Raw genomic sequence first — 14,399 nt, forward strand, 5'->3', positions numbered from 1 at the left:
TCAGCGATGCTCTTCGCCCTGGGAGCGTGGGCCTTCCGCGCCCGTAGGCTGGTGCTCGGGGCGTGGCTCGTGGTGCTGGTGGCCGTCGTGGGAGCGTCCGCGGTGATCGGTACCGGGACCACCAACAGCTACACCTTCCCCGGCACGGAGTCGCAGGATGCGCTCGACTCCCTCGCGCGCACCTTCCCACAGTTCTCCGGCACCTCCGCGCAGCTGGTGGCCGTCGCGCCCCCGGGCGGCGACGTGCGCGACCAGGGCTTCCGCGCCGCCGTTCAGGACGCGGTCACCCGCATCCAGGACGTCGATCAGGTGGCGGGCGCGAGCTCGCCATACACCGGCGCCGCCACCGGGAACGTCGCGCCCGACGGCTCCGCGGCGCTGGTGCCGATCCAGCTGACGGTGCAGGCGCCCGAGGTGCTGCCCTCGACGTCGGAGCGGCTGCAGCGCGAGGGCGTCCGCCTGCAGGCCGCGCTGCCCGCGGGCTCGCAGGTCGCGGTGGGCGGCGCCCTGTACTCCCAGACCGACGCGAGCATCGGGATCAGCGAGATCACCAGCCTGGGGATCGCGTACGCGGTGCTGGCCGTGACGTTCCTGTCGCTCGTGGCGGCGGGCATGCCGCTCGCGACGGCGACGCTCGGCGTCGGGATCGCGGTGGCGCTCGTGCTCGCCGTCACCCGGTGGGTGACCATCACGTCGACGGCGCCCCTGCTCGCGGTGATGCTGGGTCTCGCGGTCGGCGTCGACTATGCGCTGTTCGTGATCAGCCGGCATCAGGACCAGCTGCGGCACGGCATGAGCCCGGAGGAGTCCGCCCCGCGCGCGATCGCGACGGCCGGCTCCGCGGTGGTGTTCGCGGCGACCACCGTGATCGTCGCACTGCTGGGCCTCGCGGTGGCCGGGATCCCGTTCCTCACGGTCACCGGCGCGGCCGCGGCCGCAGGCGTCGCGTCCGCCGCGCTGATCGGGCTCACGCTCACCCCGGCGCTCCTCGGCTTCGCGGGCACACGCGTGCTGCGCAGGCGGGACCGGCCACCGGTCGCGGCGACGGCGGACGGCTCCGCCGGCGAGGACGCGGGCGAGGACGGCGGCGAGGACGATGCGGCGGCCGGGCCCACGTCCGAGGGGGCCGAGACGGGGGCGCCGGAGCCAGAGCCGCCATCCGAGACGCCGGTACGCGGGCTGTTCGGGCGCTGGGTGCGGGCCGCCACCCGATGGCCCGTGCTCACGGTGGTGCTCCTGGTGGCGGTCCTCGCCGCCGCGGCCGTGCCCGCGACCGGGATCCGGCTCGCGCTGCCCGACTCGGGCTCGCTGCCCGAGGGCGCACCCGGACGCGTCACGTACGACCTCATCGCCGAGCACTTCGGACCCGGGTTCAACGGACCGTTGCTGCTGACCGGCTCCGTGATCCGGAGCACCGATCCGGTCACCCTGGTCCAGGACCTCGGCGACGAGGTCGCCGGGGTGCGCGGCGTCGCCGAGGTGGTGCTCGCGACACCCAACCAGACGGGCGACACCGCGATCATCCAGGCGGTGCCGTCCGGCGCCCCGGACTCCGAGGAGACCGAACGGCTCGTGCACCGGCTCCGCGCACTGGAGCCGCACTGGCTGGACGAGTACGCCGTCGCGCTCGCCGTGACCGGCTATACCGCTGTCGGCATCGACATCTCCGACCAGCTCGGCGCGGCGCTCGCGCCGTTCGCGCTGCTCGTGGTCGGCGTGTCACTGGTGCTGCTCGCGATGGTGTTCCGGTCGATCGTGGTCCCGATCACCGCCGCGCTGGGCTACCTCCTGTCGATCGGGGCGGCGTTCGGCGTCGCGACGCTCGTGTTCGTCGACGGCCACCTCGCCACCCCGCTGTCGGTCGCGCACGTGGGCTCGATCATCAGCTTCATGCCGATCATCGTCATGGGGGTCCTGTTCGGCCTCGCCATGGACTACGAGGTCTTCCTGGTCTCCCGCATGCGCGAGCACTATCTCCAGAGCCCCGACCCGCGCTCCGCGATCCACCTCGGATTCGTCGGATCAGCCCGCGTGGTGACGGCGGCGGCGATCATCATGACCGCGGTGTTCGGCGGATTCGTGCGCGGGGGAGAGGCATCGATCCAGCCGATCGCGCTCGGCCTCGCCGTCGGCGTCGCGTGCGACGCGTTCCTGGTGCGCATGACGCTCATCCCTGCGGTGCTCGCCCTCTTCGGCCATGCCGCGTGGTGGTTCCCGCGGGCCCTCGACCGGCTGCTGCCCCGCGTCGACATCGAGGGCGCCGACCTCGCGGTCGAGGATGCGCTCGCCAACTGGCCGGCGGACGGTGAGGGTCTCGCGATCGCCGCCGAGGGGATGCGCGTCGCGGCGGCGCCCGAGAGCGAGCTCACCGTCGCCGTCCCCGCCGGTCACGTCATGGTCGTCGAGGGCGGGAGCGCGGCGGACCGCACCGCCGTGCTGCTCGGCCTGACCGGCCGCGCCGCGGTGGTCGACGGCCTCGCCAAGGTCGGCGGTCTCGTGCTGCCCGTGCGCGCGGCGAGCCTGCGGCGCCGTTCGGCATACGTGCGGCTCACGCCGGAGGCGGACCCGGTCGCACCCGTGCTCGACGCCATCGCGTCGAGCCGTGTCGCGGTGCTCGCGGTCGACGGCGCGGACTTGTCACCGGCGGGACCGCGTCGCGTCGAGCTCGCCGGGCTCGTGCGCGCGACGGGCGGCGCCGGCGGCGGACGGGAGACTCCCGTCACGTGGATCCTCGCGTGCACGGACCGTGCGTCCGTCGCCGATCTGGTCGAGGGTCTGCCGGCGGTGGGCGTGGCGTGGGGCGAGCCGGCTCGTGCGAGCGCGGGGGCGCCGGCATGACGGTCCGCGCCTTCGACCCGTTCGCCGGCGCCGAGCGGTGGACGTGGCCCACGGCCGTCGGGGTGGTGCTCCTCCCGGTGGCCGTCGCCGTCCTGCTGTCGTGGGCGCTCGGGGCGCCCGCGCGCGATCTCGCGCGTGTGACCGCCGCCGTGGTGAACGCCGACCAGCCGGTGCAGGTCGATGGCCAGACCGTCCCGCTGGGCAGGGAGTTCGCCGGTGCGCTCGTCGGCGGCGATGCGGGCGAGGGCGCGCCCGGTGACCCGGGACCTGACGCCAGCGCGAGCCCGGCCCCGTCCGGCCCGAGCTTCACGTGGGTCCTCACCAACGGGGACGACGCGGTGGAGGGCCTCGACGCGGGACGCTACGCGGCGATCGTGAGGATCCCGCCCTCGTTCTCCGCGGACGCGACGTCCCTGTCGGGTCCCGCCAAGGACGCGGTCACCGCCACCGTCCACGTCACCACGACGCCCGCGACCGCGTTCCTCGACCCCGCCCTCACGGACGTGGTCGTGCAGGCGGCGGTCGCGAGCCTCGACGCGCAGCTCACCGCGCGCTATCTCGCGCAGCTGTACGAGGGGTTCACCACCATCCACGACTCGGTGGCGCAGGCGGCGGACGGGGCGGCCCAGCTCGCGTCGGGTACGGACACGCTCGCGTCGGGGGCCGACGACCTGGCCACGGGTGCGACGCAGCTGTCGCGGGGTCTGGACTCCCTCGACGCCGGCGCCGCCGACCTGGCCGCCGGCATGGGCACGCTCGCGGGCTCGGTGGGTGGCCTGCCCACGGAGACGACTCAGCTCGCCACCGGCGCGGCGGAGGTGGCGGGTGCGCTCGACGGCGAGGCGGCGATCCTCGCGGCCAGCGCGGCGACCGTCGCCGCGCTCGCGGCGGACCTCTGCGACAGGCCACGGCAGCCAGGTTGCACGCGCGCCACCGCGCTCGCCGAGAGGACGAGCGCGGCAGCCGATGCGGTGGCGACCCTGGCGCGCGGAGCGGACGCGGTCGCGGTGGGCAACACCGAGCTCGCCGCGGGCATGCCCGCCCTGGTCGCGGGCGTCGACGGGGCGGACGCGGGTGCCGACGAGGTCGCGGCCGGGGCGGAGGACGCCGCCACCGGGGGTGCCGACGTCGCTGCCGGGGCGGACCGGCTGGCGTCGGGGGCGGCCTCGGCCGACGAGGGCGCACGGCAGCTGTCCGACGGTCTCGAGGAGGCGGTGACCCAGATCCCCTCGTACGGGAGCCGAGGCATCGCCACACTCTCGACCGTGGCCGCGCGGCCCGTGCTGACCGACGTCTCGGCGGCCCCGGACGGGATCGTGTCGGTCCCGCTGTTCGCCGCGGTGGGCCTGTGGATCGGGGGGATCGCGATCGCGCTGGGTCGGCGTGCCGTCCCACGACGCTGGCTCACCACCGCCGTCGCCACGCCTACGGTGGCGGCGCGCGCCGCCGGCCCCACCGTGGCGTTGGGAGCGATCCAGGGACTCCTTGTCGGGGCCGCGGTCGCAGGCTTCGTCGACGTCGCGGCGGGGCAGCGGGCGTGGTTCGTCGCGGCCGCCACCCTCGCGGGCGCGGTGCTCGCGCTCGCGAATCAGGCGCTCGCCGCCGCCTTCGGCGGCGTGGGCAGGTGGGTCGCCGTGGCGATCGCGACCGTCGCGCTGGCGGCCGGCACGTCGTCGACCGTCCCTGCGGTGGTGCACGGTATCGACGGCGTCCTGCCCGTGCACATGGCGCGGCGCGTGATGGGTGCCGCCCTCGGGGTGGGGGACGCGCCGGGCCCGCTGGTGGCGCTCGGCGTGGTGACCGCCACGTCGGCGCTGCTGGTCCTGGGCGGGATCGCCCGGCGCCGTGCGCCCGACGTCAGCCGAGCGTGATGCCCCAGGCCAGCGTGTGGCTCGTGCCGGGGTCGAGCGTGACGAGCCGCTCGCCCGTCCTGAACGCATCCGCGATGCAGGACATCGGCTCGATCGCCACGCCCGCGCGGCGCACGCCGGGAACCTCGTCGCCGGTGCAGACCTGCCACGCCGTCGCCTCCGAGTCGGCCCAGATGCCCACCGACGTGCCATCCGCCCAGCCGAGCCGCGCCCAGGAGCGCCGGTCCGCATCGAGGATGGGGTCGACCCAGGCGTCGTCGAAGGCGACGCCCCGGAGCGAGCGGGCCTCGCGCAGGTCGTAGTCGCCGTCGACCGGGATCTCGGACGCCGGCAGGAGGCGCTCATCGACCGTCACGCGGGAGGCCGCGTCGAGCTGCAGCGTGCACTCGTCGAGAGGGGTCCCGCCCGGCGCGAACCACGGGTGGAAGCCCACGCCGTACGGGAGCGGCTCCGCGCCCGTGTTGCGGGCGGTCGTCGTGATGGTCAGCCCGTCCGCGGCCAGCGAGTAGGACGTCGCGAGGGACAGCTGGAAGGGGTAGCCCGGGCTGGCGGGAAGGTCGAGCGCGAGGGTGACGGAGCTCGAGGTCGACTCCGCGACCTCCCAGCGGTCCCAGCACACGAGCCCGTGGAGGGCGACGCCGCGGCCCGGCTCGGACAGGGGCACCTGCAGGTCGCGGCCGCCGAACGCGTAGCGCCCGTCACGCAAGCGGTTGGGCCACGGTGCGAGCACCATGCCGTGGTACGCGGGTGCGATCTCGTCGGCACCGAAGGGCACCACCACATCACGTCCGCCGACCGCGTGCTCGCGGAGCGCGGCGCCGACGGTGGCGATGGTGGCGACGGCGTCGCCGTGCGCGATGGTGATCTGGTCTCCGGACACGTGGCTCATGCCGAAGAAACTACCTCCTCCGCACCGGGACCCTCGACCCGGACGATGCTTGACTGGGCGGGTGGAGCCCAAGGTCGACCTCAAGCGCACGCTCGACGGCTATCGTGCGCGGCGCGGAGAGCTCCGCGTGCTCGACGTCCCCGCGGCCCGGTACCTCATGGTGGACGGCGCGGGCGACCCGAACGTCTCGCCCGACTTCTCCTCGGGCGTCGGGGCGCTGTTCCCGCTCGCGTATGCCGTGAAGTTCGCGAGCCGACGCGAGCTGGGGCGCGACCATGTGGTGATGCCGCTCGAGGGGCTGTGGTGGGCCGAGGATCCGACGGCGTTCGTCTCGCGCGACAAGGCGGCGTGGTCGTGGACCCTCATGGTGATGATCCCCGAGTGGATCGAGCCGGATCTCATCGAGGCGGCCCGACGGACGCTCGAGGTCAAGGGGGCACCTGCGCGGCTGGAGGACGTCCGCGTCGCGGCGCTCGTGGAGGGGCGCTGCGTCCAGACGCTTCACGTCGGCTCGTTCGACGACGAGGGCCCGTTGCTCGCGCGCCTCCACGACGAGTTCCTTCCCGCGCACGGCCTGCGTCCCACCGGCTGTCACCACGAGATCTACCTGAGCGACATGAGGCGCACGGCGCCGGAACGCCGGCGCACCATCCTGCGACAGCCCGTCGAGCCGGCGTCCTAGAAGCGGAGGAAGACCGGGCTCGACTGCCAGATGCTCGTCTGCTGGACGCCGCTCCCCGGGTTGAGGGCCTCGACCTGCTGGCCGTTGCCCAGGTAGATGGAGACGTGGCCGGGCGACCAGATGACGTCGCCGGGCCGGGCCTCCGAGGACGAGATCACGGTCCCGACGGCGCGGATCGCGCTCGAGGAGTGCGGCAGGCTCTTGCCGACCTGCGCGTACGCCCAGGAGACCAGGCCGGAGCAGTCGAACACGGTGGGGCCGGAGCCGCCATACGCGTACGTCGACCCGACGCGCGACAGCGCGGCCGCCGTGATCGAGCTCGCGTACGCGGACACCTCCGCCGGAGACGAACCCGAGGCGGTCACGGTGCTGCTGCTGGTCTCGGTCGCCGCCGGCGCATAGTCGTCGAGCAGGCGGGTCGCGATGTAGCCGGTGAGGCCGTCCTCGGTGTAGACGAGGGTGAAGTCGCCGTCGGTGACCGGGTCGGCGTCCGTGCCCAGCTCCGCGCCCTCCGGCAGCACGGTGAAGGCCTCCGCGTCGACCGAGGCCTCGGAGCGGAGGTTGACCGCGGCGGCGGTCACCACCTCGGGGTCGTCGGCGCGCCCTCGCGCCTTCCTGATCCAGGAGGGCTGCTCCCACAGCGGGGTCACCTCGACGTCGGCGATCTCATGCGCGCCCCATCGAGCATCGTCGGACGCCTCGATGGGCGACACGATGGCCGCGGACGCCCGGACCTGCTCCTGGGCCGGAGCCTCGGCGGGCGTGCTGCCCGACGCGGGAGACGCGAAGGCGGCGGTCGCGTAGCCGATCGTGAGGGCGCCGCCGGCGACGGCGGCGGAGGCCCTGCGGTGGGTGGGACGGTGGAACGGCGAGTGCATACGGAACAACGGAAACTCCTTGAACAACTCGCACGAAGATAACAAATTGATCACGGCCCGCGAGGCCAGGAGGCCCTCGCGGGCGTGTCGGCGGCCCCGGAGAGGCGCCACGCACGCCCGGCCCGGGCATCGTCCCCGCGCCCGCCGGCGGCTCTCTCGCTAGCCTCGAGGCATGGACGACCACGCCCGCGTCCGGGTCTCTTCCCGCAGGTACGTGCGGTTGCGAGCCGAGGCGTGGGGGTTCGGGCTCGGGTCCCTGTGCTTCGCCGTCGGCGCGCTCCCGTGGTACGCCGAGTGGGCGGGCGCGGTCGCGACCGGTGTGACGTTCTTCACGGGCTCCGTGCTGTTCACCGTCGCGGGCGCGATCCAGCTGCTGCTGAGCGGTCGTTCCCTGCCGCGCGGAGGAGCGACGCGCGCGGACCGGCTCGACTGGTGGGCCGCCGCGGTCCAGTCGGTCGGCACGGTGCTCTTCAACGTCAGCACCTTCGCGGCCCTGGCGGCGGCGCTGCGTCAGCCGGACGCGGTCGGGATCGGCTGGCGGTCCAACGCGTGGGGCTCGCTCGCGTTCCTGGTGTCCGGCGCGCTGGCGCTCGGTGCCGCCCGTCGCCGCCACGAGCTCTGGCACGTCCGGGCCCGCACCCCCGAGGCGGCCTGGCTCGGGATGGCGGGTTCGGTCGCGTTCGGCGTGTCCGCGATCGGGGCGTACGTGGTTCCGGAGACGGGCTCGTTCGTCAGCCTGCTCTGGGCGAACCTCGGCACCTTCGTGGGCGCGCTGTGCTTCCTCGCCGCGGCCGTGCTGGTCCGGCCGGGCGCCACGGCGGAGGTCGCGCCCGCCGGCTGACCCGGCGGGTCAGTGGTGGAACGCGGACCCGGTGCGCTCGACGGGGATGGGCCCATCGAGGCTGTCGAGGTACTCCACGCACGCGCGGAAGTCCTCGAGGAAGTCCCGGGCGGCGGAGCGCCGGCCGCGGCGCACCACGATCCTCTGCACCGTGACGTCCTGGAGGTCCTCGGGCATCGGGTAGGCGGGCACCTGCCATCCGCGGGCGCGCAGCCGGTCTGACAGGTGATAGAGCGTCCAGTTGTCCGTGTGCCCCTCCTTGAGGCGCCACGCGAACACCGGGATGTCGCTGCCGTCGCTCACCAGCTCGAACGGCCCCATGCGCGCGATCTCGCCCGACACGTACAGCGCCACGTCGCGGGTGTGCGAGTGGACCGCGCGGTAGCCCTCGAAGCCGAGCCGGAGGAACAGGTAGTACTGGAGCAGCACCTGGGCGCCCGGGCGCGAGAAGTTGAGCGCGAGCGTCGGCATGTCGCCGCCGAGGTAGCTGACCCTGAAGACCATGTCGTCAGGCAGATGCTCCTCGGTGCGCCACACCACCCATCCCAGGCCCGGGTACACGAGCCCGTACTTGTGGCCCGACGTGTTGATCGACACCACCCTGTCCACGCGGAAGTCCCAGGCGATGTCGGGCTGGATGAACGGCGCGACCATGGCGCCGGACGCGCCGTCGATGTGGATCGGGACGTCGAGACCGGTGTCCGCCTGGATGCGGTCCAGCGCGCGGGCGATCGCCTCGACCGGCTCGTAGGCGCCGGTGTAGGTGACGCCCATGATCGCGACCACGCCGATGGTGTTCTCGTCGACGTAGCCCGCGAGGTCGTGCCCGTCCAGCGTCGGGTGGGCGAGCGACACCGGCACCAGGCGCGCCTCGATGTCCCAGTAGTTGCAGAACTTCTCCCAGCACACCTGGACGGCGGCGCTCATGATGAGGTTCGGCCGGTCCGTGGGCCGGCCCGCCGCGCGCCGGCGCGCCCGCCACCGGCGCATGAGCGCGAGCCCCGCGAGCATGGCGGCCTCCGACGAGCCGATTGTCGAGGTGCCGATGCTGCGCTCCGGGTCCGGCGCGTGCCACAGGTCCGCGAGGATGCGCCAGCACCGCGTCTCGATCTCGGCGGTCTTGGGGTACTCGTCCTTGTCGATCATGTTCTTGTCGAACGTCTGCGCGTACAGGCGGTTGGCGTGCTCGTCCATCCAGGTGCCCACGAACGTCGCGAGGTTGAGGCGCGCGTTGCCGTCGAGCATCGCCTCGTCGTGCACGATCTGGTAGGCCAGCTCGGGCGCCATGCTTCCGGGTGGGAGCGTGAACCAGGGCTCTGCGAAGTCGTCGTAGTCGTTGGTGAACCCCGGGGGCGAGGTGACCTCGCCGTCACGGCTGCCGGGTGCGGTGGTCATGGCTGCTCCCCTCGGCCCGGGCGGCGGGCCCTTCTCGGCCAACGTAGCCCCGGCGCGGGCGCGGCGCAGGGCGAGGGGACGATGCCGCGGCCGGGTACCGCGTCAGTCGCGCCTGGCGCGCGCCGGGACGCGGGCGGGCCAGAACGTTGCGGGGCGCAGGACAACCAGCACGCGCAGGAGTCCCGACACCGCGAGGCCCACCGCGGCGATGGCGCCGAGCGTGGCGAGGATCGCCGCCGCACCGCGGGCCGGGTCGAGGAACGGATACGGCACCCACCCGTCGAGGAAGGCGCGGAACAGCAGGTAGGACACCCAGATCGCCGGCAGTGCGAGGACGCTCCACAGCGTGCCCATCGGCAGGCGCCGGCGTCCCCCGATCAGAACCCAGTCGGCCACCAGGATGAGGCCCGATCCGCCGTGAAGGATCGCGTTCGCCCAGGGGAAGTACGGGGTCGTGAAGGGTGCCAGCAGCATCCAGTACACGGCGCCCACCACCACCAGGTAGGTCGCCGAGTTGACGCGCAGCACGGTGACCCAGCGGGGCTCCGGTCGGCGGACCCGCGCGGCGGCGAGCAGCGCGACGATGCCCGCGAGGTTGGCGAGCGGCGTGAAGTAGCCGGGGAGCTGGCCCCAGGTGAAGGTGCCGAAGGTGAGGTCCGCCCAGGCCTGGAAGCCGAGGGCGGACAGGATGATGGACGCGCCGATGAGGCGCAACGTCCGGATGGTGGCGTCTTTGCTCACGCTCACGGACGTTACCAAATCTTTAGGCGTGCTTGAAGAACCTCCGCGCGTGTCTTCGCTCACACATGGCGCACCTCGGGCCTCCGGTTGCCGTCGCCGTATGCCCCGGTGAGGATGGACGGGGGCCCGGCGCCGCGCCGGGCGAGGGGGCATCATGGGGCTGTCGGGACGCGCGCGCGCCGCGAAGGATGAGATCGACCGTGTGACGGGGTTCTTCGCGTCGGTGGGTGCGCGCGCCGACGAGCCGGGGGTTGCCGACCTCACCTTCGGCAATCCCCACGAGCCGCCGTTGATGGGACTGGTGGAGGCGATCCGTACGCGGCTGGAGCCGCGGTCCGACGACTGGTTCGCGTACAGGACGAACGAGGCGGCAGCGGCGGAGGCCATCGCGCATGGGTTGCGCGCCGAGCTGGGGCTCCCCGTCGAGCCTGCGGACATCGCGCTCACGCAGGGGGCCTTCGGGGCGATCAGCCTGGCGTTGCACCTGGTGGCGGACGCGGCGGACGAGGTGATCATTCCCGTGCCGGGCTGGTTCTGCTACGCGCCCATGCTCCGGATGTTCGGGATGGAGCCGGTGCCCGTCGCGCTCGACCCCGTCGACTTCGATCTCGACGCCGACGCGATCGGCGCCGCGATCTCGGAGCGGACGCGGGTCGTGGTGGTGAACTCGCCCGCCAACCCCACCGGGTGCGTGTACCCGCGGGACCAGCTCGAGGCGCTCGCCGTCGTGCTGGAGCAGCGGTCCGCGGCGATCGGTCGCCGCGTGTGGATCCTGTCCGACGAGCCCTACCGCCGGATCCGTTTCGACGGCATCGCGTTCACGAGCCCCGCGGAGGTGTACCCGTGGACGCTCATCGACTACAGCTACGGCAAGGTTCTCCTCGCGCCGGGCCAGCGGCTGGGCTACCTCGCGATCGGGCCCGGCGTGCCTGTGGTCGAGCGCGCGGCGCTGCGCGAGGCGCTGGTGCCCTCGCAGCTCGCGATCGGCTGGGGCTTCCCCGACGCGATCATGCAGTACGCGGTTCCGGACCTCGAGACGGTGTCCATCGACGTCGCGGAGCTGCAGCGGCGTCGCGATCGCCTCCGCGGCGCGCTGGTCGATGCGGGACTTCGCGTCGCCAGGGCGGAGGGCACGTTCTACCTGTGGGTCGAGGCTCCGGACGGCGACGGCGACGCGTGGGCGTCGCGGCTCGCGCGACGCGCGGTCCTGGTGATGCCGGGCAGCCTGTTCGACCGGCCCGGCTTCATCCGCCTGAGCCTCACGGCGACCATTGCGACCATCGAGCGCGCCCTCCCCGCGCTGCTCGACGAGGCGCCTTCGTGACCGTGCGCGAGGCCGCTCACGGGTTTGCCCGGCCGCTCCGCTACCGGGCACAATGGCCCAGCCGCCGCGCATCAAACGAGGCCTCGGATCCACCACCGGTGGGCATTGCCGGCGGGCCGCCCCAGCACATCTCGCGGGCCGCACGCCCGCGCACAGAGGAGCCTCGATGTCAGACCTGACCATCCAGACCACCACCGCGGGTTCGCTGCCGCGCTCGCCCGAGCTCGTCGAGGCGACCAAGGGCCTCGCGGTCGCGGAGGACGGCTTCACGCTCGTCCAGACCGACGAGTACCGCGAGCTCGCGGCCCGTGCGGTGTCCGACCTGGTCGCGCGGCAGGTGGAGGCCGGCCTCACCATCGTCGGCGACGGCGAGTACGGCAAGGCCATGACGGCGTCGCACGACTTCGGCGCGTGGTGGTCCTACTCGTTCCAGCGCACCGCCGGCCTGGCGCTGCCGTCGCGGGACACCCCGCCGCCCGCCCCGGTCCGCTCGAGCCCGGGCAACATCCAGCTCACATCGATGACGGACCGCCGCGACTGGGTCCGCTTCGCCGAGGCGTACTTCGACCCGACTTCCGGCGTCCTCTTCGGCGACCCGCCGTTCTGGCCCGAGGCCGTGGGCCCGCTGTCCTACCGTGGCCAGGACGCGATCGCATCCGACATCGCCAACCTCCGGGGAGGCCTCGACGCCGCGGGCCTGTCGACCGGCTTCATCACGTCCCTCGCCCCCGGCTCCGCGGCCCGCATCGGCAACGCGTTCTTCCCGACCGAGGAGGAGCACATCTGGGCGTGGGCCGACGTGATGCGCGAGGAGTACAAGGCGATCACCGATGCGGGGCTCACCGTCCAGCTCGACGACCCCTCGCTCGCGGAGAGCTGGGACCAGATCAACCCCGAGCCGTCGGTCGCGGACTACCGTGCGTTCATCCGCACCCGCATCGACGCGATCAACCACGCGATCGAGGGCCTGCCGCGCGACCAGGTGCGCATCCACCTGTGCTGGGGCTCCTGGCACGGCCCGCACACGACGGACCTCGAGCTGCGCCACATCGTCGACATGGTCGCGGAGATCAACGCCGGCTCCATCTCCTTCGAGGCGGGCAACGTCCGTCATGAGCACGAGTGGAACGTGTGGCGCGACGTCGAGCTCCCGGCCGGGACGAAGCTCCTGCCCGGGGTGGTGAGCCACGCCACCAACGTGGTCGAGCACCCCGAGCTGGTCGCCGACCGCATCCTGCGCTTCGCGGACATCGTGGGGCCCGAGAACGTGGTCGCGTCCACGGACTGCGGCCTCGGCGGCCGTGTCCACCCGCTGATCGCCTGGGCGAAGCTCGACGCGCTCGGCGAGGGTGCGCGCGTCGCGGCGCAGCGCCTCAACGGCTGACGTCGCGCTGGCGCCCGGCCTCCGACCGGGTTCCACACGGGATCTGCATGTCGCGTCGCGTTCCACGGTGAACGCGACGCGACATGCAGCGGGCGAACCCTCACATCGACCCGGGCGTGTGGAGTCCGGTCGCGGGGTCGGGCCGCGCGACGCTCACGCGAGCGTGTCGAGGACCTCGCGGAGCAGCGCGAACGTGGTCATCGGGTTGATGATCGCGAAGCGGAGCACCGGCTCGCCGTGGTGGGAGCTGGGCACCACGAACGCGCGCTGGTCGGCCAGCAGCCGGGCGCACCACGCGTCGTAGTTCGCGCGCGTCCATCCGTCCTTGCGGAACACCACCACGGACAGCTGCGGGCGTCGGACCAGGGTGAGGCCGTCGCGCGCCTCGATCTCGTCCGCGACGCGGGCCGCCAGCGTGATGCCGTGCTCGATCGCCGACCGGTACTCGTCGGTGCCGTACGTGGCGAGGGAGAACCACAGCGGCAGCCCTCGCGCGCGGCGGGTGAGCTGGACGGACAGGTCCGACGGGTTGGTCTCGGGAGCGTCGGTCAGGGTGTCGAGGTACGACGCGTGCTGCGTGTGGGCGCGGCGCGCCACCTCGGGCTCCCGGTAGATCAGCGCGCACGCGTCGAAAGGCGCGAACAGCCACTTGTGCGGGTCGACGATCACCGAGTCGGCGTGCTCGACGCCCGCGTACGCGGCGCGCATGCGCGGCACCAGCATCCCGGCGAGGCCATAGGCGCCGTCGATGTGCAGCCAGACGCCGTGACGGCGCGTGACCTCCGCGATGCCCGCGATGTCGTCGACGATCCCGAAGTTGGTGGTGCCCGCGGTGGCGACCACCGCGAACACGGCGTCCCCGTGCTCCGCGAGCGCCTCGGCGACCGCGTGTCCGTGGAGTCGGCCGTCGGCATCGGGCAGGATCCCGACGACGTCGATGTCCATCACCGCGGCCGCGGACTCGACCGAGGAGTGCGACTCGCCGCTGCACACGACGGCCCAGCGCGCGGGATCCGGCCGGCCCGCGTCGCGATTGCGGCGTCGCGCCGCGTCGCGCGCCGCCACCAGCGCGGAGAGGTTGCCGATGGTGCCGCCCTGGACGAAGACCCCGCCCGCGCTCTCGGGAAGCCCGAACTCGGCCGCGAGCCACGCGAGCACCTCGTTCTCCGCGTGGACGGCGCCCGCGCCCTCGAGCCACGATCCGCCGTAGATCGATGAGGCTGACACCACGAGGTCGAAGGCGGAGGCGGCCTTGCTGGGGGCGGACGGGATGAACGCGAGATAGCCGGGGTGGTCGGTCGAGAGGCACGTGGGCGCCAGCACGTCGCCGAACAGCGCGAGCGCGCGGGTCGCGCCGATCCCGCGCGCGGTGATGGACGGCGGCGCCTGTCCGGCGAGCTCGGCGGGGGTCGCGGGCACGTCCAGCGGCACGTCCTCCCACAGGACGCGCCTGCGGGAGTAGTCGAGCACCGCGTCGACGATGGCGTGGCTCTCGGCGGAGACGGCGTGCATGCGCTCCGGGCGGATGTCCTCGGGTCCGGGGTGGGGGATCACCG

11 protein-coding genes are annotated in these 14,399 nt (G+C 73.5%); 6 read left to right on the forward strand and 5 right to left on the reverse strand.

Annotated features, from left to right (window positions below):
- Positions 1 to 6 precede the first annotated feature (6 nt).
- Together AOM01_RS09490 and AOM01_RS09495 are read left to right on the forward strand one after the other, a co-directional pair.
- Positions 7 to 2,838 (forward strand): MMPL family transporter, encoded by a 2,832-nt coding sequence (locus tag AOM01_RS09490; RefSeq protein ID WP_062292417.1) that lies wholly within the window; start codon positions 7 to 9, stop codon positions 2,836 to 2,838.
- Positions 2,835 to 4,709, forward strand: coding sequence for a hypothetical protein (locus AOM01_RS09495; RefSeq protein WP_156155922.1), 1,875 nt, complete (start codon positions 2,835 to 2,837; stop codon positions 4,707 to 4,709). Before AOM01_RS09490 ends, AOM01_RS09495 begins: the two co-directional genes overlap by 4 nt.
- Here the strand turns inward: AOM01_RS09495 and AOM01_RS09500 are convergent.
- Positions 4,696 to 5,598 carry an aldose 1-epimerase family protein gene (locus AOM01_RS09500; protein WP_062292424.1) on the reverse strand — a complete coding sequence of 301 codons (903 nt, stop codon included), beginning with the start codon at positions 5,596 to 5,598 and terminating at the stop codon, positions 4,696 to 4,698. The genes AOM01_RS09495 and AOM01_RS09500 overlap by 14 nt on opposite strands.
- A gap of 61 nt (positions 5,599 to 5,659) precedes the next feature.
- Here AOM01_RS09500 and AOM01_RS09505 point away from each other — a divergent pair, with 61 nt between their 5' ends.
- Positions 5,660 to 6,280: a GyrI-like domain-containing protein gene (locus AOM01_RS09505; RefSeq protein WP_062292427.1), complete on the forward strand. Its 621-nt coding sequence runs from the start codon at positions 5,660 to 5,662 to the stop codon at positions 6,278 to 6,280.
- Here AOM01_RS09505 and AOM01_RS09510 read toward each other — a convergent pair.
- Positions 6,277 to 7,158 (reverse strand): C40 family peptidase, encoded by an 882-nt coding sequence (locus AOM01_RS09510; RefSeq protein ID WP_062292430.1) that lies wholly within the window; start codon positions 7,156 to 7,158, stop codon positions 6,277 to 6,279. The genes AOM01_RS09505 and AOM01_RS09510 overlap by 4 nt on opposite strands.
- A gap of 172 nt (positions 7,159 to 7,330) precedes the next feature.
- On the opposite strand from AOM01_RS09510, the gene AOM01_RS09515 reads away from it, so the two are divergent.
- The gene (locus AOM01_RS09515) at positions 7,331 to 7,999 is read left to right on the forward strand and encodes a hypothetical protein (protein WP_062292433.1); all 669 of its coding nucleotides are present in this window, start codon (positions 7,331 to 7,333) and stop codon (positions 7,997 to 7,999) included.
- A gap of 9 nt (positions 8,000 to 8,008) precedes the next feature.
- Here AOM01_RS09515 and gad read toward each other — a convergent pair whose 3' ends face one another.
- Positions 8,009 to 9,394, reverse strand: a complete 1,386-nt coding sequence (gad, locus tag AOM01_RS09520) for a glutamate decarboxylase (protein WP_082110144.1) — start codon at positions 9,392 to 9,394, stop codon at positions 8,009 to 8,011.
- Between the two features lie 102 nt (positions 9,395 to 9,496).
- On the reverse strand, positions 9,497 to 10,135 hold the full coding sequence (locus AOM01_RS09525) for a Pr6Pr family membrane protein (protein WP_156155924.1): 639 nt from the start codon (positions 10,133 to 10,135) through the stop codon (positions 9,497 to 9,499).
- A gap of 154 nt (positions 10,136 to 10,289) precedes the next feature.
- On the opposite strand from AOM01_RS09525, the gene AOM01_RS09530 reads away from it, so the two are divergent.
- Positions 10,290 to 11,459 carry an aminotransferase class I/II-fold pyridoxal phosphate-dependent enzyme gene (locus tag AOM01_RS09530; protein ID WP_062292438.1) on the forward strand — a complete coding sequence of 390 codons (1,170 nt, stop codon included), beginning with the start codon at positions 10,290 to 10,292 and terminating at the stop codon, positions 11,457 to 11,459.
- Positions 11,460 to 11,625: 166 nt separating this feature from the next.
- On the forward strand, positions 11,626 to 12,843 hold the full coding sequence (locus AOM01_RS09535; RefSeq protein WP_174441890.1) for a cobalamin-independent methionine synthase II family protein: 1,218 nt from the start codon (positions 11,626 to 11,628) through the stop codon (positions 12,841 to 12,843).
- 153 nt (positions 12,844 to 12,996) lie between these two features.
- Here the strand turns inward: AOM01_RS09535 and AOM01_RS09540 are convergent, their stop codons facing one another.
- A complete protein-coding gene (locus AOM01_RS09540) occupies positions 12,997 to 14,355 on the reverse strand; it encodes a pyridoxal phosphate-dependent decarboxylase family protein (protein WP_062292441.1) in 1,359 nt (452 codons plus the stop codon).
- Between the last annotated feature and the right edge of the window lie 44 nt (positions 14,356 to 14,399).

The organism is Demequina phytophila (assembly GCF_000971135.1).
GTDB lineage: Bacteria > Actinomycetota > Actinomycetes > Actinomycetales > Demequinaceae > Demequina > Demequina phytophila.